This window comes from Pseudomonas entomophila L48 (genome assembly GCF_000026105.1).
Taxonomy (GTDB): Bacteria; Pseudomonadota; Gammaproteobacteria; order Pseudomonadales; family Pseudomonadaceae; genus Aquipseudomonas; species Aquipseudomonas entomophila.
Window position 1 is genome coordinate 3,219,057 of the sequence record NC_008027.1, and the last position, 26,879, is coordinate 3,245,935.

A 26,879-nucleotide genomic window follows, 5' to 3' on the forward strand; every position below is an offset into this window, starting at 1 on the left:
TCACGACAACCTCGTCTTCAAGGCCAAGGCCTGGCCGTCATGCCACCACGCCGCCAGGCTGAACACATCCGGCACCTTGAGGATGCTGAAGTGGTTGCCTGGCCCCTGCCATACCTCCAGTTTGGGCATCAGTTGCCGCCAGCCCTCCTCCATGGCCCGATGTTCGTGCTGGTTGCCGGCGGCATCCAGGGCCGGGTCGGTCACCAGCACCAGCCGCGCCAGGCCGTCGAACTGCGCCTGTGGCCGATAGACCGTGCGCAACGCACTGGCGAAGGTACGTACCACGCCCGCCAGGGCCTGGGGGGTGGAGCGCGACGGCAACAGCCCGACCCGCACCATGGCCCCGTGCAGCTGGTTCAATTGCGCCTGGTCATCCGCTTCGGCGAAGGCTTCGGCGGCAATGCCCAGCGACTTGCCGGTGGACAGCTGCAACGACTCGACCAGCCGCTGCAGGGCTTCGGTGAAGGTGTACGGCTTGCCGCAACCGCCACCGCCGCCCGGCGCCTCGCTGTCGATCAGGGTCAGTGATCGCACCTCACGGCCCTTGGCCTGCAGGCGCGCCGCCATGGCATACGCGACCCAGCCGCCAAACGAATGCCCGACCAGGTTCACTGGCCCCTGGGGGTAGAACGCCTCGATGGCCCGCACATGGCAGTCGGCCGCAACCTCCACGCTGCTGTGCGGCACCTCGCCAGCGGCCAGGCCCCGCGCTTGCAGGCCATGCACCGGCCAATCCTGGCCCAGGGCCTCGGCCAGGCCGATGAAGCTGGTGACGCTGTCCCCCGCGCCCGGCACGCAGAACACCGGCACATGCCCGGGCGTGCCGCTCTGGATCGCCAGCAACGGCTGATGGGCTGGCAACGCGTGGCCTTGCGCGGCCGCCATGGCCTGGGCGATGGCCTCGCCGAGCACAGCAGCGTTGGGCGCCTGGATCAGGCTTTGGTGGTCGCCGGGTACCGTCAGGCAATGCAACACCTGCCCCGGCAGCGCTTCGGCCCAGCCCAGGGTCGGGCTGTCGCAGGGGACGCTGTTCTCGCGCTGCTCGGCCTTGAACAGGTGCAACGGCACCGGCAGCGGCGCCAGGTGGTAATGGGCCAGGGCATGACCATGGGCGACATGGCGCTCGAAGAAGTGGCGCAGTTGCTCATCGCTGGCCTGGGCCAGGCCCGGCACCAGCAATTGGCGTTCGCGGCAGTGGGCGAGCAGCGCATCGAACGCCCTGCCGTCGGTTTGCAGCGCCTCGACTTGCGCCAGTTGCGCGGCCCCCGCCTCCCCTTGGTCCTGCCAATGCAACTGGCAATGCTGCAGCAATTGCGCTTCGGCCTGCCGCGGGCCTTGCCAGCGTGCCTTGCCCTGGTCGACCAGGCGCGGCACATAGGTGTCGATCAGGCCGACGAAGGCCACCGCTTCGTCCGCCCCCAGCAACTGGGCGGCCACCTCGTAGGCCAGCACCCCGCCAAACGACCAACCGGCCAGGTGGTACGGGCCGTGGGGCTGCACCGCCCGAATCCGCCGCACCAGGCGCGCCGCCAGGCATTCCAGGGTATACAGCTGCGGCTGGCCGACGGGCACACCGGGCAAGCCGTAGATCGGGAAGTCACCCGGCACATGCCGCCCCAGGACCGGGAAGTACAGGTCCAGGCCGCTGAACTCATGCAGCAGGAACAGCGGCGGTAGGCTGCCCTCGGCACGCACGGTGACCAGGCTGTCGTCGTCACCGCCTGGCTCGCGTTCGTCCAGGCGCTCGGCCAGGGCGGCGATGTTCGGATGCTGGAACAACTCCGCCAGGGTGGTGCGCAACCCGTTGCGCTCCATCTCGCTCACCAGGCGGATCGCCAACAGCGAATGCCCGCCGAGCTCGAAGAAGTTGTCATGCCGACCGACCCGTTCGACCTCCAGCACCTGCGCCCACAATGCCGCCAGGGTGTGTTCCAAGGCGCTGGCAGGCGCTTCGAAGGCGGCCACCAGCATGTCCTGCGCGCCGGGCAGCGGCAGTGCCTTGCGGTCGACCTTGCCATTGTTGGTCAGCGGCAACGCCTCCAGTGCCACGAAGGCCGCCGGCAGCATGTACTCCGGCAGCCGCTCGCGCAGGAACGCCCGCACCTTCAGGCCGTCGAGGGCCGGATCGTGACGGGTGAACCAGGCCACCAGGCGCAGCGGCCCCTGTTCCAGGCGCAAGGCCTGGACCACCCCTTCATCCAGCCCCGGGCATTGGGCCAGGTGCTGCTCGATCTCGCCCAGCTCGATACGGAAGCCACGGATCTTGACCTGGTCGTCGTTACGCCCCAGGCATTCCAGCTGGCCGTCCGGGCGCCAGCGCGCCAGGTCGCCGGTGCGGTACATTCGCGCGCCGGGAACCGGGCTGAACGGGTCGTCGAGGAAACGCTCGGCAGTCAGTTGCGGGCGTTCGAGGTAGCCCAGGGCCACGCCGTCGCCGCCGATGTACAGCTCCCCGGTCACCCCTTCGGGCAGCACCCGGCCCTGGTGATCGAGCACATACACCGTGGTGTTGCCGATGGGGCGGCCAATCGGTACATGCTCGGCGTCCTCGGCCAGCGCCCGCACTTCGTGGGTGGTGGCGAAGGTGGTGGTTTCCGTGGGCCCGTAGCAATGCACCAGGCGCAGGGCCGGCGCCTGGGCCAGCAAGCTGCGGAAGGCACCGGGGTCGCCGCGCTCACCGCCGCACAGCAGGATGCGCAGCCCGGCCAGGGCTTCGGGGATCAGTTGCACGTACTGGTTGAACAGCGCGGTGGTGACGAACAGCACACTGGCGCCGCCCTCGCGCAAGGTGGCGCCGAAGCGTACCGGCTCCAGAAGCGTCTGGTGATCGATCACCAGCACCTGGCCACCGTTGAGCAGCGCGCCCCAGACATCCATGGTGGCAGCGTCGAACGCCGGGTTGGCGGCGAAGGCGATACGGTCCTGGGCATTGAAGTCGGCGTAGCCGTTGTTCAGCACCAGGCGGGTGATGCCGCGATGCGCGACACGCACGCCTTTCGGCGTGCCGGTGGAGCCGGAGGTGTACATCACGTAGGCCACGTCGGCAGCGTCCGAGGCCAGGCCCGGGTTGTGCCCGGGCTGGTCGTCGAGCGCCAGGCAGTCGAGGTCGACGCGCCGCACCCCCAGGTCCCCGGCAATGCCGCCAAGGGTCAGCAACGCCACCGCCTGGCAGTCCTGCACCATGAACGCCTGGCGCTCGGCGGGCGCGTTGATGTCCAGCGGCACATACACCGCGGCGCACTTGAGCACCGCCAGCTGGGCCACCAGCAATGGCAGCGAGCGCGGCAGCAGGATCGCCACATGATCACCCGGCACCACGCCTTCGCTGATCAGCCAGTGGGCCAGCTGGTTGGCCTGCTCGTTGAGCTCGGCGTAGGTCAACTGGCGTTCGTCGTGCACGGCGGCAGGGGCCAGCGGGTGGCGAGCCACGCGCTGTTCGAACAGGCGTTGCACCGGCTCTTCGCGCGGGTAGTCGCGGTCGCTGGCGTTGTACTCGACCAGCAAGCGCTGGCGCTCCTCGGTCGGTACGATACCAAGCCGCTCCAGGCCCTGCTCCGGTGCCGACTCCAGGGCTTGCAGCAGCCCTTGCACCGCGTGTTCGAGATAGCCGCACAGACGGCGGGCGTCGATGCCTGGCGCGCACTGGGCAGAGAGGCAGAACGCCTCGCCCAGGTCGTCGATGCTCAGCACCAGCGGATAGTTGCTGCCTTCATGGGCCTGCAACAGCTGGATGCCGGCCCAGGCCTGCGCGGCCTGCGTATCGGCACGCACCGCCGCGGCGCTGTGACGATAGTTCAACAAGGTACTGAACAGCGGCGCCCCAGGTGGTAGTGCGCTGCAACGCTGGGCCAGGGCGAGCTGGGCGTGTTCATGCACCAATAACCCGGTCAGGCGGCGATGGGTGTCGAGCACCGCCTCGCGCACCGGCAGGCCGCCGACGTTCAGGCGCAGCGGCAAGGTGTTGATGAACATCCCCAGCGCCCGCTCCACGCCCTCGCCACCCTGCAGCCGGCCCAGCAGCACGGTGCCGAAGACCACGCTGTCGCGCCCCGACAGTTGCCCCAGCACCAGCCCCCAGGCCAGGTGCAGCAGGCTGGCGGCGCCGACGCCAAGCTGGCGGGCCTGCTCGCGCAGCCGGCGTGACAGCGCATCGTCCAGCATTTGCCGGACCTCGGCCTCGGCATCCGGATGTGGGTGTGGATGGACGCCGTAGGCCAAGGTCGGCTCGTCGATATCACCCAGCTGTTCGCGGAAGTAGGCCTCATGCTGGGCCTCGTCCGCGCCTTGCAGCACCTGGGCGATGTAGTTGCGGTACGGCACCGGCGCGGGCAGCCGATGGGCTTCGCCGAGCAGGCAGGCCTGCAGTTCGGCGCGCAGCACGTCCTGGGCGACGTGGTCCATGACCATGTGGTGGAACAGCAAGGTCGCCTTGATGGCACCGTTCTCCCCGGCCGGGTGGTGCACCAGGCGCAGCAAGGGCGCGCGGGTCAGGTCCAGGCGCAGGGCCGGCGCTTCGCCGACGCCGATGGCCACGACCTCCAGCGGCGCCTGGCGCCAGACCACCTGCACCGGCTGCGCCAGGCCCTCCCAGTACAACGAGGTGCGCAGGATGTCGTGGCGTGCGATCACCTGATCCAGCGCTTGCTGCAACGCCGCCAGGCGCCCCGCATCGTCCACCAGGAAAGTGACTTGCTGGACATAGGGGTCGGCCCCCTCGCTGGCCAGGTGGTGGAAGTGGATACCTGCCTGCAGGGGGCCCAGGGGGTAGATGTCCTGCACATTGGCGACGCCTCCCGGCACACTGGCGACGATGCGGTCGATGGCCTGTTGCTCCAGCGTGATCAGGGGCAACAGGCCCGGGGTGATGTGGGTGCAGTCGTCGCCAATGCGGTTGGCCGGCACCTCTGCCTCGAACACCTGGCCGAGGGTGGCGGCCAGGGCCGCCACGGTGGGCTTGTCGAACAGCACGCGGATATCCACCGTCATGCCCTGCGCACGCAGGCGCGAGGTCAGGGTCACGGCCAGCAACGAATGGCCGCCCAGTTCGAAGAAGTTGTCGTGCCGCCCTACCCGTTCCACACCCAGCAGCTCGACCCAGAGCTTGGCCAGCAGTTCCTCGGTCGCGCCTTCAGGGGCCTCGTAGGCCCGGCTCTGCACCGCCTCCGGCACTGGCAGCGCCTTGCGGTCGAGCTTGCCGTTGGGGCTCAGCGGCAGCGCGTCCAGATGAATGAACTGCGCCGGTACCATGAACTCCGGCAACCGCGCCAGCAGCGCCGCGCGCAGCACCTCCGTGGGTTGCGGGGTACCGGTGCAGTACGCCACCAGGCGCTGCTCACGGGCCAGCACCACCGCTTCCTTGACCCCCTCGATGGCGGTCAGGCAGGCCTGGATCTCGCCCAGCTCGATGCGCAGGCCACGCAGTTTCACCTGGTCATCGTTGCGCCCCAGGTACTCCAGGTTGCCGTCGGCCAGGTGCCGCGCCAGGTCGCCGGTGCGGTACAGCCGCGCGCCCGGGCGGGTGCCGAACGGGTCGTCGAGGAAGCGCTCGGCGGTCAGTTCGGCACGGTTGAGATAACCGCGGGCCACCTGCACGCCACCGATGTACAGCTCGCCCGCCACGCCTTGCGGTACCGGCTGGCCGTGGCCGTCCAGCACGTACAGCGTGGTATTGGCGATCGGCTTGCCGATCGGCGTGTTGTCCGGCGCCGTCATGCAGTGCCAGGCACTGACGTCCACCGCCGCCTCGGTCGGGCCGTACAGGTTGTGCAGTTCGACTGTCGGCAACTGCGCGTGGAAGCGTCGCACCAGCGCCCCAGGCAGGGCTTCGCCGCTGCACAGCACACGCTTGAGGCGTTCGGGCTGGACCGCGCCATGGGCGAGGAACACGTCCAGCATCGATGGCACGAAGTGCAAGGTGCTGACCTGCTCGGCGCGGATGACCTCGCGCAGGTACTCCGGGTCGCGGTGGCCACCGGGCCGGGCCATGACCAGACGGGCGCCGGTCTGCAGCGGCCAGAGGAATTCCCACACCGACACGTCGAAACTGAACGGGGTCTTCTGCAGCACCACGTCGTCCGCGCCGAGCTGATAGGCGTCCTGCATCCACAGCAGGCGGTTGACCACCCCGGCGTGCTCGTTCATCACGCCCTTGGGCAGGCCGGTGGAGCCGGAGGTGTAGATCACATAGGCCAGGTGGCGTGGGGTCAGCCCCTTCACCACCGGTGCCTGCACCGGTTGCTCCAGCCAGCTTGGGCGGTCGAGGTCGATCAGCGGCACCGTGGCGGCCTCAGGCACGTGGCGCGTGGCCGCGTGCACCAGCACCACCACCGGAGCGCTGTCACTGAGCATGTGGCGGATGCGCTCGGCCGGGTACTCCGGATCTACCGGCACATAGGCGCCACCCGCCTTGAGGATGGCCAGCAGGCCGACCACCATCGCCAGGCCGCGCTCCACGCAGATCGCCACGCGATCGTCAGGTTTCACGCCCAGGGCGATCAGGTGATGGGCCAGGCGGTTGGCCTGTTCGTCGAGCTGGCGGTAAGTCAGCCCGCCCTCTTCGGCTTTCACCGCCACGGCGTCCGGGGTGCGTCGCACCTGGGCTTCGATCATCCCGTGCAGGGTCTGTTCGAGGTCGTAGTCCGCCCGTGTGTCGTTGAAGCCCACCAGCAGTTGCCGACGCTCCGCCGCACCCAGCAATACCGACTCGGACGGGATCACGTCACCCGAAGCAATGAAGCTCCAGAGCAGTTGCTCGAAATAACGGGTATAGCGCTGCACCGTCTCGTGGTCGAACAGCGCCGTCGCGTAGACCAGCGCGCCGACGAAACCGTCGGCACCTTCGCCCATGCTCAGGCTGAGGTCGAACTTGGCCACGCGGGCCTCGGCCTCCAGCAGCGAAAGCGACAACCCTTCAAGGCGCAGCGGCGGCTGGCCGACAGTGCCGTCCCAGTCCAGCGCGGCCTGGTACAGCGGCGTATGGGACAAGCTACGCGGTGGGCGCAGCAATTCCACCACTTGCTCGAACGGCACATCCTGATGGTCCTGGGCGGCGATCACCACCGCCTTGACCCGGGCGAGCAAGGTGCCCAGGTCCGGCGCCCCCGAGGTGTCGATGCGCAAGGCCAGGGAGTTGACGAACAAGCCGATCAAGCCTTCGACCGCAGCTTGCCGACGGTTGGCCACCGGCGTGCCGATCACCACGTCATCCTGGCCCGACAGACGCGCCAGCAGCACCGCCCAGGCGGCGGTGAACAGCATGAATGGCGTGATCCCATGGCGGTGGCAGAGCGCCTTGAGCTCGGTGCTCAGGCGTGGGTCCAGGCTCAGGTCGACACGCTCGCCGGTGTAGTCCTGGTGCGGCGGGCGCGGCCGGTCGCTGGGCAGTGCCAGCAACACCGGCGCACCGGCCAGTGCCTGGCACCAGTAATCGCCCTGGCACTGCAATTCGTCCCCCGTCAGCCAGCGGCGCTGCCAGATGGCATAGTCGCCGTACTGGATCGCCAGGGGTGCCAGCGGGTCTTCGCCACCGGCGGCGAGCGCCGGGTACAAGGCCGCCAGTTCCTGGGTGAGCACGCCCACCGACCAGCCGTCGGCGACGATATGGTGCAGGGTGAGCAGCAGCACGTGGTGATCGGGTGCCAGGCACAGCAGACGGCCACGGATCGGCAGTTGATGCGCCAGGTCGAACGGTAGCGCTGCCTCCTCCTGGGCCAGCGTTCGCAGCAGTTGGGGCTGCCCGCGCAGGTCGTGCCAGGCCAGGGCGAAGTCGCCATGCCCGGGCACCACCCGCACCCGCGCTTCGGCGCCCTCCTGGTTGAACTGGCTGCGCAGGCTCTCGTGGCGCTCGACGATGCGCGCCAGGGCGCGTTCCAGCGCCGTGCGGTCCAGCGGCCCGCGCAACTCCAGGCCCAACGGAATATGGTAGGCGGCGCTGGCATCGCCCATCTGCGCCAGGAACCACAGGCGCTGCTGGGCGAACGACAGTGGCTGGGACTGGCCCCGCGCCGCCGCCTCCAGCAGCGGCAACGCCCGGCCCTGGTTGCCCGCCACTGCCGCCGCGACGGCCTGCAGGCGGTCATCGGCGAACAGCGTGCCCAACGCCAGCTCCAGGCCCAGGCGCTGGCGCAGCTGGCCGACCATGCGCATGGCCAGCAGCGAGTGGCCGCCCAGTTCGAAGAAGCGGTCCTGGCGACCGACCCGCTCGACCTGCAGCAGTTCGCTCCAGAGCTGGGCCAGGGCAACTTCCAGTTCGCCTTCGGCGGCTTCGTACGTTTGCTCGGCCAACGCCTCGCGTTCGGGTGCCGGCAGCGCACGGCGGTCGACCTTGCCGTTGGCGGTCAATGGCCACGCTGTCAGCCGTACCAGCGCCACCGGCACCATGTAGGCCGGCAGGCGTTGCAGCAACACGGCCCGCAACTCGGCGGGCGTCGGCGCCTCGCCCCGGGCGATGAACCAGGCCACCAGCCGTGGCTGGCCCGCTTGCGCCTCGTGGGCCAGTACCAGGGCCTCTTCGATACCCGGCATTTGCAGCAACTGGGCCTCGATCTCGCCGAGTTCGATGCGCCGGCCTTGCACCTTCACCTGGTCATCGTTGCGCCCCAGGTACTCCAGGGTGCCGTCGGCGTTCCAGCGTGCCAGGTCACCGGTGCGGTACATACGCGCCCCCGCTGTTTCGCTGAACGGGTCGGCGAGGAAGCGTGCCTCGGTCAGGTCGGGGCGATTGAGATAGCCCCGCGCCACGCCCGCACCGCCCACATAAAGCTCGCCCGTTGCACCGGATGGCACCAGTTGCAGGGCCTCGTCGAGCAGATAGGCGCGGGCATTGGCGATCGGCCTGCCGATATCCAGCGCGCCGCCCGGCAACACCAGCCCGGACGTGGCGACCACGGTGGTTTCGGTGGGGCCGTAGTTGTTGACCACCACGAAGCCTGGGTCACTGTTGAACTGACGCAGGCGATCGCCACCGATCAGCAGGGTGCGCAGGGTCGGGTGCCGCAACCCTTGGCTGAGGGCGTACTCGGCCACCGGGGTGGGCAGGAAGGCCACCTTCAATGGTTGCGCCAGCCACCAGGCCAGCATCGCGTCGAGCTGCTCGTTGCCCAGCGGCTCAGGGGGCACGTGCAACACCGCGCCGGCGCACAGGGCCGGCCAGACTTCCCAGGCCATGGCGTCGAAACCGAAGCCGGCAACGCTGGCGGTGTGGTCCCCAGCCCTCAGTTCGAAGGCCTTGCGGTGCCAGTGGACGAGGTTGGCCAGGGCCCGGTGTTCGACCATCACCCCCTTGGGCTCACCGGTGGAGCCGGAGGTGTAGATCACATAGGCCAGGTGGTCGGGGGTCAGGCCCGCGACCACGGGGTTGTCGTGACGCGCCGGCCAATCCGGCTGGTCGAGCGCCAGCAAAGGCGCCTCCAGGCCTTCAAGACGCTCGAACAATGCCCGCTGGGCCAGCACGACCACCGGCGCGCTGTCACTCAGCAGGTAGCGCACGCGCGGGTCGGGATGGGCGGGATCCACCGGCACATAGCCGGCCCCGGCCTTGAGCACCGCCAGCAAGGCAACCAAGGTGTCCAGCCCGCGCCGCGCCACCACCGCCACGCGGTCGTCGGGGCGCACACCCAGGTCGATCAGGTGATGGGCCAGGGCATTGGCCTGGCGGTTCAACTCGCCATAGCTCAGGGTTTGCTCGCCGGCCTTGGCCGCCAGGGCTTGCGGTGCCTGGGCCACCTGGGCCTCGATCAGGCCCGGCAGGGTCTGGCCGCGGGGGAAGGCCCGAGTGGTGTTGTTGAAGCCGTGCAGCAGGCGCTTGCGCTCCGTGTCGCCGACCAGCGCGACGGCGGCCAGCGGTTGCCGGTCATTGTCCACCATGGCCTGCAGCAGCGTTTCGAAGTAGCCGGCAAAGCGCTGCACGCTGGCCTGGTCGAACAGCGCGGTGGCGTACTCCAGGCTGCCGACCAGCGCCTCGCCTTGCTCGCCCATGTTCAACGACAGATCGAACTTGGCCACCTGGATGCCCTGTGCCACAGCTTCCAACTGCAGCCCTTCCAACTGCAGGACGGCGCCATCGGCGGCCAGCCAGTTGAGGGTGGTCTGGAACAGTGGCGTATGGCTGAGGCTGCGTGCCGGGCGGACGATCTCCACCACTTGCTCGAACGGCAGGTCCTGGTGCGCCTGGGCCTGGAGCAGGCGCTGCTGCACCTGGGCCAGCAAGGCTTCGGCGGACGGCGCGCCCGCCAGGTCGATGCGTATCGCCAGGGTGTTGACGAACAGCCCGACCAGAGGCTCCAGCTCGGCCCGGCCACGCCCGGCCACCGGGCAGCCCACCACCACGTCGGTTTGGCCGGCCAGGCGGGCCAGGGTCGCGGCCCAGGCACTCATCAGCACCGTGTACAGGGTCACCTGGTGACGCTGGGCCAGGGCACGCAGGCCCACCGCCAACGGCTCGTCCAGCCGCAGCACCAGGCTGGCGCCGCTGAAGTCCTGGCGTGCCGGGCGCGGCCGATCGCCGGGCAGGCTGAGCAGGGTCGGCGCGCCATCCAGGGTTTCACGCCAGTAGTCGGCCTGGCGCTGCAGTTGCTCGCCCGCCAGCCAGCGGCGTTGCCACACGGCATAGTCGCCGTACTGGATCGCCAAGGGTGGCAGCGGGTCTTCCAGGCCTTGGCGCAGGGCCGGGTACAACGCACCGAGCTCGCGGGTCAGCACCCCCAGGGACCAGCCGTCGGCAACGGCATGGTGCACGGTCAGGGCCAGTACATGGTGCTGCTCGCCCAGGCGCAGCAGGCTGGCGCGCAGCAATGGCCCGGCAACCAGGTCGAAGGGCGCGACGGCCTCGCTGCGCAGGCGTGCGGGCAGGTCCTTCGGCGCCAGTGTCTCGCGGCGCAGCCAGCCCGGTTGCGGGGTCGCATCGACCCGCACTTCGGCGCTGTCGCCACAGGGCACGAAGCGGCTGCGCAGGGTTTCATGGCGCTCGACAATACGCAGCAAGGCGCGCTCCAGCGCCGTGGCGTCCAGCGCCCCGCGCAGGCCCAGGGCCAGCGGCATGTTGTAGGCCTGGTTGCCGCCTTCCAGCTGGGCCAGGAACCACAGGCGCTGCTGGGCGAACGACATCGGCAGGGCCTGCTCGCGATCGATCGCCACGATCGCCGGGAGGTCGCTGGCGCTTGCGTTGGCCAGCACCTGGGCCAGCGCGGCCAGTTCGGCATTGGCGAACAGGTCGGCCAGGGCCAGTTCCACGCCAAGGCGCTGGCGCACCTGGGACACCAGGCGCATGGCCAGCAATGAGTGGCCACCCATTTCGAAGAAGTGATCGTGACGCCCGACCCGCTCGACCTTGAGCAGCTCGGCCCAGATCGCCGCCAGGGCGGTTTCCACTTCGCCCGTTGGTGCCTCGAAGCCGCGGCGGATCACATCGTCGTTGCCCGGCTGCGGCAAGGCGCGGCGGTCGAGCTTGCCGTTGGCGGTCAGTGGCAGTACGTCCATTTGTACATAGGCTGACGGCAGCATGTAGTCCGGCAATTGGCCTTGCAGGTGTTGGTGCAGCTCGGCGATGGCCTGCTGCCCGGTGAAGTAGGCCACCAGGCGCTTGTCGCCCGGGCTGTCCTCACGCAGCACCACAGCCACGTCACGCACACCTGCGCACGCTGCCAGGCGTGCCTCGATCTCACCCAGCTCGATCCGGAAACCACGCAGCTTGACCTGCTGGTCGGCACGGCCCAGGTAGCGCAAGGTGCCGTCGGCCTGCCAGCAGGCCAGGTCGCCACTGCGGTACATGCTCCCGCCGTTGAACGGGTCGGCCAGGAAGCGCTCGGCGGTCAGCTCCGGTTGGCCCAGGTAGCCCAGGGCCACGCCGTCACCGGCGATGTACAGCTCACCCACCGCGCCCACCGGCAACAACTGCCGACGGGCATCGAGCACATAGCAGCGGGCGTTGCCGATTGGTTTGCCAATCGGGATGCTGCCCTCGCCCACGCTGACGATCTCGTGGGTGGTGCTGAAGGTGGTGGCTTCGGTCGGGCCGTAGCCGTTGAGCAGGTGCTGCGGCGCGCCATCACGCAGCACGCGAGCAATCACCGCCGGGTCCAGCACATCGCCGCCGACCATCAGGTAGCGCAGCCTGCGGAACGCCGGCAGCAGGTCGTCGGCGAACTGGTGGAACAGTCCGGCCGTCAACCACAGCACCGTCACGCTCTGGGCCAGCAATTCATCGTGCAGGGCCTGGCGCGACAGCACCTGGTCCTGATCGATCACCACCACCGCGCCGCCGTTGAGCAGCGGCGCCCACACCTCCAGGGTACTGGCGTCGAACGCCGGGTTGGAGGCGAACGCTACTCGATCCTGGCTATTGAAGTCGGCGAAACCGTTGTTGATGGCCAGCCGCACGATGGCCCGGTGCGGCACCTGCACCCCTTTCGGTGTGCCGGTGGAGCCGGAGGTGTACATGATGTACGCGGCGCTGCCGGCGTCCACCGCCAGGTTCAGCGGTTCGCTCGCATAGCGGCCCAGGTCGAGCCGGTCCAGCTCGAACCGACGCCCGCCCTCGATTTGCGGCTGGTCGCTGTGGGTCAGCAACACCACGGCCTGGCTGTCCGCGACCATGAACGCCTGGCGCTCGACCGGCGCGTTACCGTCCAGCGGCACGAACACTGCCGCGCATTTGCTCACGGCCAGCTGGGCCGCCAGCAGGTCGAAGGAACGGGGCAGCAGCAAGGCCACCCGGTCGCCGGGTTGCACGCCATGCTCAAGCAGGCAACGGGCCAGGCGATTGGCCTGGGCCTCGAGCTGGGCATAGCGCCAGCGTTGCTGCCCATGCACCACCGCCAGCGCCTCAGGGTTCAGGCTGGCGTGCGCCTCGAACAGCGCATGCACAGCGCTGTCGCGCGGGTAGTCGCGCTGGGTGTCGTTGAACTGCCGCAGCACCCGCTCGCGCTCGCCTGCGGGCAGCGCAACCAGGCTGTGCAGCGATGTTGCCGGCGCGTGCTCCAACGCCTCGGCCAGTTGCTCCAGGACAACCTGCAACAGTTGGCAGACCAGGCGTCCGTCCACACCCGGCACCGCCTGCACGGTCAGCGAGAAGCCGCTGCCCAGGTCATCGACGCTGACCACCAGCGGGTAGTTGGTAGCCTCGGCGGAATGCACGATCTCGATCCCCGCCCAACCGCTGCGCAAGACCTCCGCGCTGCCCGCGTGCACGCTGTGGCGGTAGTTGAGCAAGGTGTTGAACAACGGCGTCGGCGCCGCCACGCCACTGCAGCGCTGGGCCAGGGCCAGCGGCGCGTGCTCGTGGCGCATCAGGGTGCTCAGCCGCTGGTGGGTAGCCTTGACCGCCGTGGGCAGGTCGCCGCTCGCCAGGTCCACGCTGAACGGCAAGGTATTGATGAAGATACCCAGGGCCCGGTCGGCGGCTTCGGCCCCGACCAGGCGGCCCATCAGCACCGTACCGAACACCACGTGGTCACGCCCGGCCAGCACGCCCAGCACCCGCGCCCAGGCCAGGTGGAACAGGCTGGCGACGCTCACCCCCTGGGCCCGCGCCTGGTTGCGCAGGCCTTGGCACAGGGCCGGTTCGAGGGGCTGTACCTGCTCGTCCAGCGCCGCGCCATCGCCCTGCACATCACCCAGGCCGTAGGCCAGGGTCGCCTCGTCGATCGCGCCGAGCATGTCGCGGAAGAACGCTTCGTGCTCGGCTTCGCTCACGCCCAGCAGCGCCTGGGCCACATGGTTGCGGAACGGCACCGGGCGACCCAGTTGCTGAGGCTGGCCCAGCAGGAAGGCGAGCATTTCATGGCGCACCACGTCCAGGGCGCTGTGGTCCAGGGCGACATGGTGGAACTGCAAGGTCGCCCGTACTCGACCATCCACGTCCTCGGGCTGGCATTGCAGGCGGATCAGCGGTGCCTGGGTGAGATCGAAACCGGCCTCGGGCGCCTCGCCTTCAGCCAGTTGTGTCACCCGTAACTCGGCCTTGCGCCACACCACCTGCAACGGCTGGTCGAAATCCTTCCAGTGCACCGAGGTGCGCAGGATGTCGTGACGGTCGATCACCCCTTGCAGGGCTTGGGCAAAGGCTGCCACGCGCTCGCGGCTGGCGAACACGAAGGGCGCCTGCATCACGTAGGGGTCATGCTCGCCGGCACTGGCGTGGTGGAACAGCATGCCTTGTTGCAGGGGCGCCAGCGGGTAGATGTCCTGCACGTTGGCGGCGCCACCGGGGATGGCGGTGACCAGACGATCAATGGTCGCCTGGTCGAGCTCGACCAGGCTGAGCATGGCCGGTGTGATCCGCGTGCAGCCGGGCGGGATGCGGTTTTCCGGCACCTCGACCGCGCCCTGGCGGGTGGCCACGTATTCACCTCGCTCGAGCATCGCCAGCAGCGTCGGCTTGTGCTCGCGCAGTTGCGCCACCAAGGCCGCGTCGGTCAGGGCCTGGCGGTTGCCCTGGACCACCAGCTGGCCATCCTTGAGCGCCAGTTGCACGTTGTTGGCTGTCAGTGTTGCCAGTAGTTCGTTGATGCTCACAGGACGATCTCCATTCTGTCTGTGATGGCGGCATAACCTGCCAGCGTCGGTTGTTCGAACAGGGTGCGCACGTCGGCTTCCAAGCCGGCTTCGCGCAGCCGCGAGATCAGGGTCACGGCCAGCAGCGAGTGGCCACCCAGTTCGAAGAAGTTGTCGTGCCGCCCTACCCGTTCCACACCCAGCAGCTCGGCCCAGAGCTTGGCCAGCAACGCCTCGGTCGCGCCTTCGGGGGCCTCGTAGACGCGGCTCTGCACCGCCTCCGGCACTGGCAGCGCCTTGCGGTCGAGCTTGCCGTTGGGGCTCAGCGGCAGCGCATCCAGGTGGATGAACTGCGCCGGCACCATGAACTCCGGCAGCCGTTCCAGCAGCGCCGCGCGCAGTACCTCCGTGGATTGCGGGGTACCGGTGCAGTACGCCACCAGGCGCTGCTCGCGGGCCAGCACCACCGCCTCCTTGACCCCCTCGATGCCGGTCAGGCAGGCCTGAATCTCGCCCAGCTCGATGCGCAGGCCACGCAGTTTCACCTGGTCATCGTTGCGCCCCAGGTACTCCAGGTTGCCGTCGGCCAGGTGCCGCGCCAGGTCGCCGGTGCGGTACAGCCGCCCGCCCGGGCGGGTGCCGAACGGGTCGTCGAGGAAGCGTTCGGCGGTCAGTTCGGCACGGTTCAGGTAACCACGGGCCACCTGCACGCCGCCGATGTACAGCTCGCCCGCCACACCCTGCGGCACGGGTTGGCCGTGGCCGTCCAGCACGTACAGCGTGGTATTGGCGATCGGTTTGCCGATCGGCGTGTTGTCCGGCGCCGTCACACAGTGCCAGGCACTGACGTCCACCGCCGCCTCGGTCGGGCCGTACAGGTTGTGCAGCTCGACTGTCGGCAGTTGCGCCTGGAAGCGCCGCACCAGCGCGCCGGGCAAGGCTTCGCCGCTGCACAGCACGCGCTTGAGGCGTTCGGGCTGAACCGCGCCATGGGCGAGGAACACGTCCAGCATCGATGGCACGAAGTGCAAGGTGCTGACCTGCTCGGCGCGGATGACCTCGCGCAGGTACTCCGGGTCGCGGTGGCCACCGGGCCGGGCCATGACCAGGCGGGCGCCGGTTTGCAACGGCCAGAGGAATTCCCACACCGACACGTCGAAGCTGAACGGGGTCTTCTGCAGCACCACGTCGTCCGCGCCGAGCTGATAGGCGTCCTGCATCCACAGCAGGCGGTTGACCACCCCGGCGTGCTCGTTCATCACGCCCTTGGGCAGGCCGGTGGAGCCGGAGGTGTAGATCACATAGGCCAGGTGGCGTGGGGTCAGCCCCTTCACCACCGGTGCCTGCACCGGTTGCTCCAGCCAGCTTGGGCGGTCGAGGTCGATCAGCGGCACCGTGGCGGCCTCAGGCACGTGGCGCGTGGCCGCGTGCACCAGCACCACCACCGGAGCGCTGTCACTGAGCATGTGGCGGATGCGCTCGGCCGGGTATTCCGGATCGACCGGCACATAGGCGCCACCCGCCTTGAGGATGGCCAGCAGGCCGACCACCATCGCCAGGCCGCGCTCCACGCAGATCGCCACGCGATCGTCGGGTTTCACGCCCAGGGCGATCAGGTGATGGGCCAGGCGGTTGGCCTGTTCGTCGAGCTGGCGGTAAGTCAGCCCGCCCTCTTCGGCTTTCACCGCCACGGCGTCCGGGGTGCGTCGCACCTGGGCTTCGATCATCCCGTGCAGGGTCTGTTCGAGGTCGTAGTCCACCCGCGTGTCGTTGAAGCCCTGCAGCACTTGCAGGCGCTCGGCCGGGGCCAGTACCGGCAGTTGCAGCAATGGCTGCTCCGGCTGCTCGTCCAGCGCCTGGGCCATACGCTGCAGCACCTGGCTCAACTGCTCGCAGATCCGCACCGCGCCGACCTCGACCGGGGTCATGGCCACCAGGCGGAAACGCTCGCCGATGCTGTCCACGTTCACCCCCAGCGGGTAGTTGCTGCGCTCCTTGCTCTCCAGCGTCTCGATGCCTTGCGCGGCCTGGCGCTGGGCCTCGCTGGCCTGGCTGCCGTGGCGATAGTTGAGCATGGCGCTGAACAGCGGCGTCGGCGCGGCCACGCCACTGCAACGCTGGGCCAGTGCCAGCGAGGCATGCTCGTGGGCCAGCAAGCCGCTCAGGCGTTGCTGGGTGGCCTGCGCCGCCTCGCGCAGGCTCAGGCCGGCCAGGTCCAGGCGCAGGGGCAAGGTGTTGATGAACATGCCCAGGGCCTGCTCGGCCCCTTCACCACCTTCAAGACGGCCCAGCAGCACAGTGCCGAACACCACGCTGTCACGGCCGCTGGCGACGGCCAGCAGGCGTGCATAGGCCAGGTGGAACAGGCTGGCGACGCTGATGCCCAGGCGTCGGGCCTGCTGGTGCAGGTGTGCGGCCAGGTCGTCGTCAAGCCACAGCTGCGCCTCCTCGATGCTTTGCACATCCACCTGCACGTCAACCAGGCCGTAGGGCAGGGTCGGCTCGTCGATATCACCCAGTTGCGCACGGAAGAACGCCTCGTGCTCGGCCTGGCTGACGCCCAGGCGTGCCTGGGCTACATAGTTGCGGTACGGTACACCCGGCTCGCTCGGCACCGGCGCCCCTTGCAGGTAGCCCGCCAGTTCGCGGCCGATCACCTCCATCGCCACATGATCGAGGACGATATGGTGAAGCCGCAGTGCCGACAGCAGGCCAGGCCCATTCGGGTCCTGCCAGTGATACAGGCGCACCAGCGGTGCTTGCTCCAGCGGCAGTGCATGCGCGACTTGCGCCTCGTCAGCCACTTCGAACACCGCCAGCGACGTCCGCCGCCAGACCACCTGCACCGCCTGGGGCAGGCCTTCCCACAGCACCGAGGTGCGCAGCACATCGTGCCGGCTGATGACCTTGTTCAAGGCATCGACAAAGGCCTCCAGTCGCTCACGGCTGGCGAAGGCCATGCGTGAGCCGAGCACATAGGGGTCGTGCTCCGGTGCACTGAGGTGGTGGTAGAGAATGCCTTCCTGCAACGGCGCCAGTGGGTAGATGTCCTGCACGTTGGCCGCGCCGCCCGGCACCGTGGCGACGATACGGTCGATGGCGGCTTGCTCCAGCGCTACCATAGGCAGCATATCCGGCGTGATGTGGGTGCAGTCGGCCGGGATCTGGTTGGCCGGGACCGCAACCTGGCGGCTGTGGCCGAGGGTAGCGGCCAACGCCGCCACCGTCGGCTGGCCGAACAGCGTGCGCACGTCGGCTTGCAGGCCGGCCTGGCGCAGGCGCGCAGTCAGGCTCACGGCCAACAGCGAATGGCCGCCCAGTTCGAAGAAGTTATCGTGCCGGCCTACTTGCTCGACACCCAGCAACTGCGCCCAGATATCGGCCAGCAGTCGCTCGGTCTCGCCCTGTGGTGCTTCGTACTCACGCCCCTGCACATCCGGCACCGGCAGCGCCTTGCGGTCAGGCTTGCCGTTGGGGGTCAATGGCATCGCGTCGAGGTGGATGAACAGCGCCGGCACCATGTATTCCGGCAACTGCGCCAGCAACACTGCGCGCAGGTGATCGGCCGCTTGTGGCTCACCGGTGTGGTACGCCACCAGGCGCGGGCCGCTGTGCGGATGCTCGTGCACCAATACCAGCGCTTCGCGTACACCCGCAATCCGGTTCAGGCAGGTCTCGATCTCACCCGGCTCGATGCGTAGGCCACGCAGCTTGATCTGGTGATCAGTGCGGCCGAGGAATTCCAGCACGCCGTCTGGACGTTGACGTACCAGGTCGCCACTGCGGTACAGACGCTCACCTTCAACGAACGGGCTGGCGATGAAGCGCTCGGCCTGTTGCTCCGCCAAGCCGAAGTAGCCGCGCGTCACCCCGGCACCGCCGATGTGCAGCTGACCGGCCACACCGAATGGCACCGGTTGGTCATGGGCATCCAGTACGTACAAGCGGGTGTTGTCGATGGGTCGACCGATCGGCAGCGGGCCATGTGGCAACGGATCCTGGGGTTCCAGGGTCCAGGCACTGCAATCCACCGTGGCCTCGGTCGGGCCGTAGACGTTGTGCAAGCGCGCCTGCGGCAGGCGCTCGCGCACCTGGCGGGTCAGCGCCTCGGTCAGCTCGCCGCCGCCACAAACGATATCGGTGAGGCTGCTGCAGCGGTTACCGACCTGTTCGAGGAACTGCTGCAACAGCGCCGGCACGAATTGCACCACGCCGACCTGCTGCTGCTCGATCAGCTCGACCAGATACTGCGGGTCGCGCTGCCCATCCGGGCGCGCCAATACCAGGCGCAGCCCGCTGCACAGCGGCCAGAACAGCTCCCACACCGAGGCGTCGAAGCTCACCGGCGTCTTGTGCAGCACTGCACCCGACGTTGGGAACAAGCCCGCACTCCAGTGCACCAGGTTGACCACGTTGCGGTGCTCGACCATCACGCCTTTGGGCACGCCGGTGGAGCCAGAGGTGTAGATCACGTAGGCCAGATGGTTCGAGGTAAGACCTGGCACCTGCGGGTTGCTGGCCGGCAACGCCGCCCAAGTCGGCTGGTCCATGTCGACCAGTGTCACCGGCGAGCCCACCAGGCCACGGGTAGCGCCCTGTACCAGCACTGCCCGCGGCTGGCTGTCGCCGAGCATGTGGCTGATGCGTTCGGCCGGGTAGTCCGGATCGACCGGCACATAGGCGCCACCCGCCTTGAGGATGGCCAGCAGACCCACCACCAGCGACAGGCCGCGCTCGACACAGATCGCCACCCGATCATCAGGTTTCACCCCGAGCGCGATCAGGTGATGGGCCAGGCGGTTGGCCTGCTCGTTGAGCTGGCGATAGCTGAGCTCACCTTGCTCGGCCGTGACCGCTATCGCCTCAGGCGCCTGGGCTTCAATCAGGCCATGGAGTGTCTGCGCAACGTCACGGGATACCTCGGTACGGTTGCAATCGAACAGCAGCCGACGGCGCTCCTCATCCTGCAACACCGGCAATTGCAGCACCGCTAGCCGCTGCGGCTGATCCAGCGCCTCGGCCATGCCGAGCAACACCTGCCCCATCTGCCCGCAGACACGCGCCGCCCCTACGTCGGCCGGGGTCATGGCGACCAGGCGGAAGCGGCCGCCGATATCGTCCACGCTCAGGCTCAGCGGGTAGTTGCTGCGCTCGCTGCTCTCCAGCGTCTCGATGCCCTGCAGGGCCAGGCGCTTGCTCTCGCTCGCCTGGCTGCCGTGGCGGTAGTTGAGCATGGCGCTGAACAGCGGCGCCGGCGCGGCCACGCCACTGCAGCGCTGGGCCAGGGCCAGCGAGGCATGCTCGTGCACCAGCAGGCCGCTCAGGCGTTGCTGGGCGGCCTGGGCCGCCTCGTGCAGGCTCAGGCCCGCCAGGTCCAGGCGCAACGGCAGGGTGTTGATGAACATGCCCAGCGCCTGCTCGGCACCCTCGCCGCCTTCCAGGCGCCCCAACAGCACGGTGCCGAACACCACGCTGTCGCGGCCACTGGCGGCGGCCAGCAGCCGTGCATAGGCCAGGTGGAACAGGCTGGCGACGCTGATGCCCAGCTGCCGGGCCTGACGCCGCAGGCGCGCGGCCAGGGCGTCATCCAGCCACAGCTGCGCCTCTTCGATGGCCTGGCCGTCGATCTGCACATCGCCAAGGCCGAACGGCAGGGTCGGCTCGTCGATATCGCCCAGTTGCGCGCGGAAGAACGCCTCGTGCTCGGCCTGGCTGATGCCCAGGCGCGCCTGGGCCACATAGTTGCGGTACGGCGCGCCGGGTTCGGTCGGCGCCGGCAGCCCTTGCAAGTTGTTCACCAACTCCTGGCCGATCACCTCCAGCGCGGTATGGTCGAGAACGATATGGTGGAACTGCAAGGTCGCCAGCAGGCCTGGCCCCTGTGGGTCCGGCCAGTGGTACAGGCGCACCAGCGGCGCCTGCGCCAGCCCGAGGGCATGGGGCACCGCCTGCGCGTCGGCCACCGCGAACAGCGCCAGCCGAGCCTCGCGCCAGACCACTTGTACGGGTTGCGGCAAACCGTCCCACAGCACCGAGGTGCGCAGTGCGTCATGGCGCGCGATGACCCTATCCAGTGCCTCGGCAAAGGCATTCAGCCGCTCACGGCTGGCGAAGGCCATTTGCGAGACCAGCACATAGGGGTCGTGCTCCGGCGAACTGAGGTGGTGATAAAGGATCCCCTCCTGCAGCGGCGCCAGCGGGTAGATGTCCTGCACGTTGGCCGCGCCACCCGGTACCGTGGCGACGATCCGGTCGATGTCAGGCTGTTCCAGCGCCACCAAGGGCAGCATCGAAGGCGTGATACGCGTGCAGTCGGCCGCAATGACGTTGGCCGGCACCTGCACTCGACGGTTCTGGCCCAGCGTGGCGGCCAGTGCCGCCACGGTCGGCTGGCCGAACAGCGTGCGCACGTCGGCTACCAGGCCCGCCTGGCGCAGGCGCGCGGTGAGGCTCACGGCCAGCAGCGAATGGCCGCCCAGTTCGAAGAAGTTGTCGTGCCGCCCCACCTGCTCGACGCCCAGCACCTCGGCCCAGATCGTCGCCATCGCGGCCTCGGTTTCGCCCACGGGTGCAACATAGGCCTGCTGCGGCTGGATTGACGGTTCCGGCAGAGCCTTGCGGTCGAGTTTGCCGTGAGGCGTCAGCGGCAGCGCCTCCAGGCGCGTGAAGGCCTGCGGCACCAGGTGCGCCGGCAGGCTGGATTGCAGGCCCTGGCGCAAGATTTCGACATCGACCGGCGCCGCCTCGGTGAACCAGGCCAGCAGGCGTTCGTTGCGCACCAGCAGCACGGCGTCGGCGATGCCTGCCTGGGCTTTCAGCGCTGCTTCGATCTCGCCCAACTCCACCCGTACGCCGCGAATCTTCACCTGGTCGTCGTTGCGCCCCTGGTAGTCCAGGGTGCCGTCGGCATTCCAGCGCACCAGGTCGCCGCTGCGGTACATCCGCGCGCCCGGCTCAGTGCTGAACGGATCAGTGAGGAAGCGCTCTTCGGTCAGGTCGGGACGGTTGAGGTAGCCCCGGGCAACCTGGGCACCACCGATGTACAGCTCGCCGATCACCCCCACTGGCACCGGCTGGCGATGTTCGTCCAGCACATAGGCGCGGGTGTTGGCGGTTGGCTTGCCGATATGCAGCGCAGCGCCCGGTTGCAGTTGCCCGGACGTCGCCACGACCGTGGTTTCGGTCGGGCCGTAGTTGTTGACCAGGGCAAAGCCCGGGTCGCGGTCGAACTGGCGCAGGCGATCACCGCCCACCAGCAGCGTGCGCAGGGTCGGGTGCTGCCGCTCGCGGCGCAGCGCCTGCTCGGCCACCGGCGTAGGCAGGAAGCTGACCTGCAACGGCTGCTCCAGCCACCAGTCGAGCAGTTCGTCGACGTGTTCGCCGCCGATAGGGGCAGGCGGCACGTGCAGCACCGCCCCGGCACACAGCGCCGGCCAGGCCTCCCAGGCCATGGCATCGAAACCGAAACCGGCGACGCTGGAGGTATGGCCGCCCGCCCCCAGTTCAAAGGTTTCGCAGTGCCAGTGCACCAGGTTGGCCAGCGTGCGGTGCTCGACCATCACGCCCTTGGGCTGGCCGGTGGACCCCGAGGTGTAGATCACATAGGCCAGCTGACGGTCATCCAGCCCTGCCACGACAGGGTTGCTGTCCGCTTCACCGCGCCAGGCCTTGCCGTCCAGCGCCACGGTCGCCACCTCGCCCACCAACGCTGCGGTCGATGACTCGACCAGCACCAGCGCAGGCGTGCTGTCGCTCAGCAGGTAGGCAATACGCTCGCCCGGATACCCCGGATCGACCGGCACATAGGCGGCACCGGCCTTGAGTGCGGCGAGCATCGCCACCAACCGCTGCGGGCCTCGTTCAAGGCACAGCGCCACCCGGTCGCCACAAAGGACACCGCGCTTGATCAGATGATGGGCCAGGCGGTTGGCGCGCTGGTTCAGCTCGCCATAGCTCAGCCGCTGCTCACCCTGCACCACCGCCAGCGCTTGCGGCGCCGCGATGGCGAAGGCCTCGACCCGCGCATGCACGGTCTGCCCCTGCAGGTAGGCCTTGCCGGTGGCATTGAAGCCCTCCAGCACCCGGTGCTGTTCGGCGGCGTCGAGGATCGGCAATGCATCGACGCGAGCCCCACCGCCTTGCTCCAAGGCCTGGACCAGTTGTGCCACCGCGCCAGTCATCCAGCCCGCGACCCGCTCGGCACCGATGCCGTGCTGGGCCAGCACGCTCAGGCTGAAGCCCTCGCCCAGGTCGTCCACGCTCAAGGTCAGCGGGTAGTTGCTGCGCTCTTCGCCACCGAGCTGGTAGATGCCGTGGAAGCTGTCGACATCGGTCGCCGCACCTGCCGCGCTGTGGCGGTAGTTGAGCAAGGCGCTGAACAACGGCGCCGAGGCCGCCACGCCGCTGCAACGCTGGGCCAGTGCCAGCGATGCATGCTCGTGGCCGAGCAAGGCCGACAGCCGCTGGTGGGTGACAGCGACTGCCTCGCTGGCACCCGCCGCCGTCTCGATGCGCAGCGGCAAGGTGTTGATGAACACGCCCAGTGCCCGGTCGGCGCCCTCGCCGCCTTGCAGGCGGCCCATCAGCACGGTGCCGAACACCACGTCATGTCGCACGGCCAGCACGCCCACCACGCGGGCCCAGGCCAGGTGCATCAGGCTCGCGGCACTGACCCCGCGCTGACGCGCCTGCTCGCGCACCCGGCGCGCCAGCGCCGGATCGAGCAGGTGCCGCGCCTCTTCGATGTCGCCCCCGTCGCCCTGCACATCGGCCAGGCCCATGGGCAGGGTCGGTGCGTCGATATCACCCAGCAAGTCGCGGAAGAACGCCTCGTGCCCTGCCTCGGCGGCGCCCAGGCGCACCTGGGCCACATAGTTACGGTAAGGCACCGGGGCCGTCAGCAGGTGCCCACGACCGGCCAGCAGCGCCTGCATCTCGTGGACGATCACCTCCATCGCCGTGTGGTCCAGGGCCAGGTGATGGAAGTGCAGGATCGCCACCACCCGGCGCTGGGCCGGGTCTGCGGCATAGGTCAGGCGCAGCAGCGGCGCGCGGCTCAGGTCCAGGCGCTGGCGACGGGCATCGAAGTGCGCCTGCAGGCGCTCGACCACGGCGGTCTCGCCCAGCCCGGTCACCTCGTTCACTTCGAGCCTGGCCTGGCGCCAGACCACCTGCACCGGCTCGTCCAACCCGTCCCACACCACCGAAGTGCGCAGGATATCGTGGCGATCGATGATCTGTTGCAGGACAGCGGCGCACGCCTGCAGCCGTGTCAGGTCATCGAACGCCAACCGCGATTGCAACAGGTAGGGATCGCCCTGCTCGGCGCTCAGGTGGTGGTAGAGAATCCCTTCCTGCAACGGCGCCAGCGGGTAGATCTCCTGCACGTTGGCCGCGCCACCCTGCACCGTGGCGACGATGCGGTCGATAGCCACCTGGTCGAGGTCGATCAGGCTGAGCATGTCCGGGGTGATGTGGTTCGCGCCCACCGGTACGCGGTTACCCGGCACCTCGACCTCACGGCCACTGCCCACGGCGGCGGCAAGCGCGGCCAGGGTCGGCTGGGCAAACAGCACGCGCACGTCGGCAGTGAGCCCGGCCTTGCGCATACGTTCGATCAGGCTCACCGCCAGCAGCGAGTGACCGCCCAGTTCGAAGAAGTGATCGTGGCGGCCGACCCGCTCGACCTTGAGCAGCTCGGCCCAGATTGCCGCCAGAGCGATTTCCACCTCACCCTGCGGTGCCTCGAAGGCACGGCTGACCACGGACGCGCTATCCGGCTGTGGCAATGCGCGGCGGTCGAGCTTGCCGTTGGCGGTCAACGGCAGTGCATCCAGTTGCACATAAGCTGACGGCAGCATGTAGTCCGGCAATTGGCCTTGCAGGTGTTGGTGCAGCTCGGCGATGGCCTGCTGCCCGGTGAAGTAGGCCACCAGGCGCTTGTCGCCCGGGCTGTCCTCACGCAGCACCACAGCCACGTCACGCACACCTGCGCACGCTGCCAGGCGTGCCTCGATCTCACCCAGCTCGATCCGGAAACCACGCAGCTTGACCTGCTGATCGGCGCGCCCCAGGTAACGCAGGGTACCGTCGGCCTGCCAGCAGGCCAGGTCGCCGCTGCGGTACATGGTCCCACCGTTGAACGGGTCGATCAGGAAGCGCTCGGCGGTCAGCTCAGGCTGACCTAGGTAACCCAGCGCGACCCCATCGCCGGCGATGTACAACTCACCCACCGCACCTACCGGCAACAGCTGTCGGCGAGCATCGAGCACATAGCAACGGGCGTTGCCGATCGGCTTGCCGATCGGGATGCTGCCCTCGCCCACGCTGACGATCTCGTGGGTGGTGCTGAAGGTGGTGGCTTCGGTCGGGCCGTAGCCGTTGAGCAGGTGTTGCGGCGCGCCGTCACGCAGCACGCGAGTAATCACGGCTGGGTCCAGTACATCGCCGCCGACCATCAGGTAGCGCAGCCTGCGGAACGCCGGTAGCAGGTCGTCGGCGAACTGGTGGAACAGCCCCGCCGTCAGCCACAGCACGGTCACGCCGTGGGTCAGCAGTGTGTCACCGAGGGCCTGGCGCGACAGCACCTGGTCCTGGTCGATCACCACCACCGCGCCGCCATTGAGCAACGGCGCCCACACTTCCAGGGTGCTGGCGTCGAACGCCGGGTTGGAGGCGAACGCCACCCGGTCCTGGCTATTGAAATCAGCGAAACCATTGTTGATGACCAGCCGCACGATGGCCCGGTGCGGCACCTGCACGCCCTTCGGCGTACCGGTGGAGCCGGAGGTGTACATGATGTACGCGGCGCTGCCGGCGTCCACCGCCAGGTTCAGCGGTTCGCTCGCATAGCGGCCCAGGTCGAGCCGGTCCAGCTCGACCCGACGCCCGCCCTCAACCTGCGGCTGGTCACTGTGGGTCAGCAACACCACGGCCTGGCTGTCCGCGACCATGAACGCCTGGCGCTCGACCGGCGCGTTGCCGTCCAGCGGCACGAACACCGCCGCGCACTTGCTCACGGCCAACTGGGCCGCCAACAGATCGAAGGAGCGCGGCAGCAGCAAGGCCACCCGGTCGCCAGCCTGCACGCCCAGCTCCAGCAGGTAACCCGCCAGGCGATTGGCGTGCTGGTCGAGCGCGCGATAGCTCCAGTGGCGCTCGCCATGGATGACTGCCAGCGCCTCGGGGCTGGATTCGGCGTGCGCCTCGAACACCCCATGCAGCGCCCTGTCACGCGGGTAATCGCGTCGGGTGTGGTTGAACTGGCGCAACACCCGTTCGCGCTCAGCTGCAGGCAATGCGACCAGATCGTGCAGTGGCGTCACGGGCGCGTCTTCCAACGCTTGGGCCATCTGTGCCAGGGCGGCCAGCAACAGTTGGCAGACCAATGTGCCGTCCACTTGCGCCACCGCCTGCACGGTCAGGGAGAAACCGCTGCCCAGGTCGTCGACACTGACCACCAGCGGGTAGTTGGTGCGCTCATGGGCAGTCAGCAGCTCGATGCCCACCCAGGCGTCGTGCTGCTCGGTACTGGCGGCGGCGCTGTGACGATAGTTCAGCAGGCTGGTGAACAGCGCCTGCGAGGCCGGCACGCCACTGCAGCGCTGGGCCAGTGCCAGCGACGCCTGCTCATGGGTCAGCAACTGCGCCAGGCGCTGGTGGGTCAGGCGCACGCCGTCGGCCACGCTGGCGGCATTGACGCTGACCCGCAGCGGCAAGGTGTTGATGAACATGCCCAGGGCCTGCTCGGCCCCTTCGCCGCCTTCAAGACGGCCCAGCAGCACGGTGCCGAATACCACCTCTTCGCGGCCGGACAACTGCGCCAGCACCTGGCCCCAGGCCTGGTGCACCAGGCTGGCGACACTGATGCCCAGTACCCTGGCCTGTGTGCGCAAGCGTTGTGCCAGGGTGATATCGAGCACATGGTGATGGTCGTGCACCTGGCCGCCATCGCCGCGCACGTCGCGCAGGCCGAACACCTGCGTCGGTTCGTCGATATCGCCCAGCAGTGTCCGGAACAGCGCTTCCTGCGCTGGAATATCGGCCCCCAGGCAGGCCTGGGCCACATAGTTGCGATACGGCACGCCTGGTTCGGCCGGTACCGGTGCCCCTTGCAGGTAGCCCGTCAGTTCGCGGCCGATCACCTCCATCGCCACATGGTCGAGGACGATATGGTGCAACCTAATTGCAGCCAACAGGCCTGGGCCCTTCGGATCCTGCCAGTGGTACAGGCGCACCAGCGGCGCCTGCGCCAGCGGCAAGCCATGCGCCACTTGCGCCTCGTCGGCCACTTCGAACACCGCCAGCGCCGTCCGCCGCCAGACCACCTGCACCGCCTGGGGCAGGCCTTCCCACAGCACCGAGGTGCGCAGCACGTCATGCCGGCCGAT

At 68.8% G+C, this 26,879-nt stretch carries 2 protein-coding genes (1 of these 2 only partly in view); both read right to left on the reverse strand.

The window, feature by feature from the left end; genetic code table 11:
• The gene (locus PSEEN_RS14095) at nt 1-14,511 is read right to left on the reverse strand and encodes a non-ribosomal peptide synthetase (RefSeq protein WP_011534202.1); all 14,511 of its coding nucleotides are present in this window, start codon (nt 14,509-14,511) and stop codon (nt 1-3) included.
• Nucleotides 14,508-26,879 carry the 3' end of a non-ribosomal peptide synthase/polyketide synthase gene (locus PSEEN_RS27100; protein WP_011534203.1) on the reverse strand. It continues 13,110 nt past the right edge of the window, so only the last 12,372 of its 25,482 coding nucleotides appear in the window; the start codon falls outside the window, past its right edge; it ends in the stop codon at nt 14,508-14,510. The genes PSEEN_RS14095 and PSEEN_RS27100 overlap by 4 nt, the downstream gene beginning before the upstream one ends.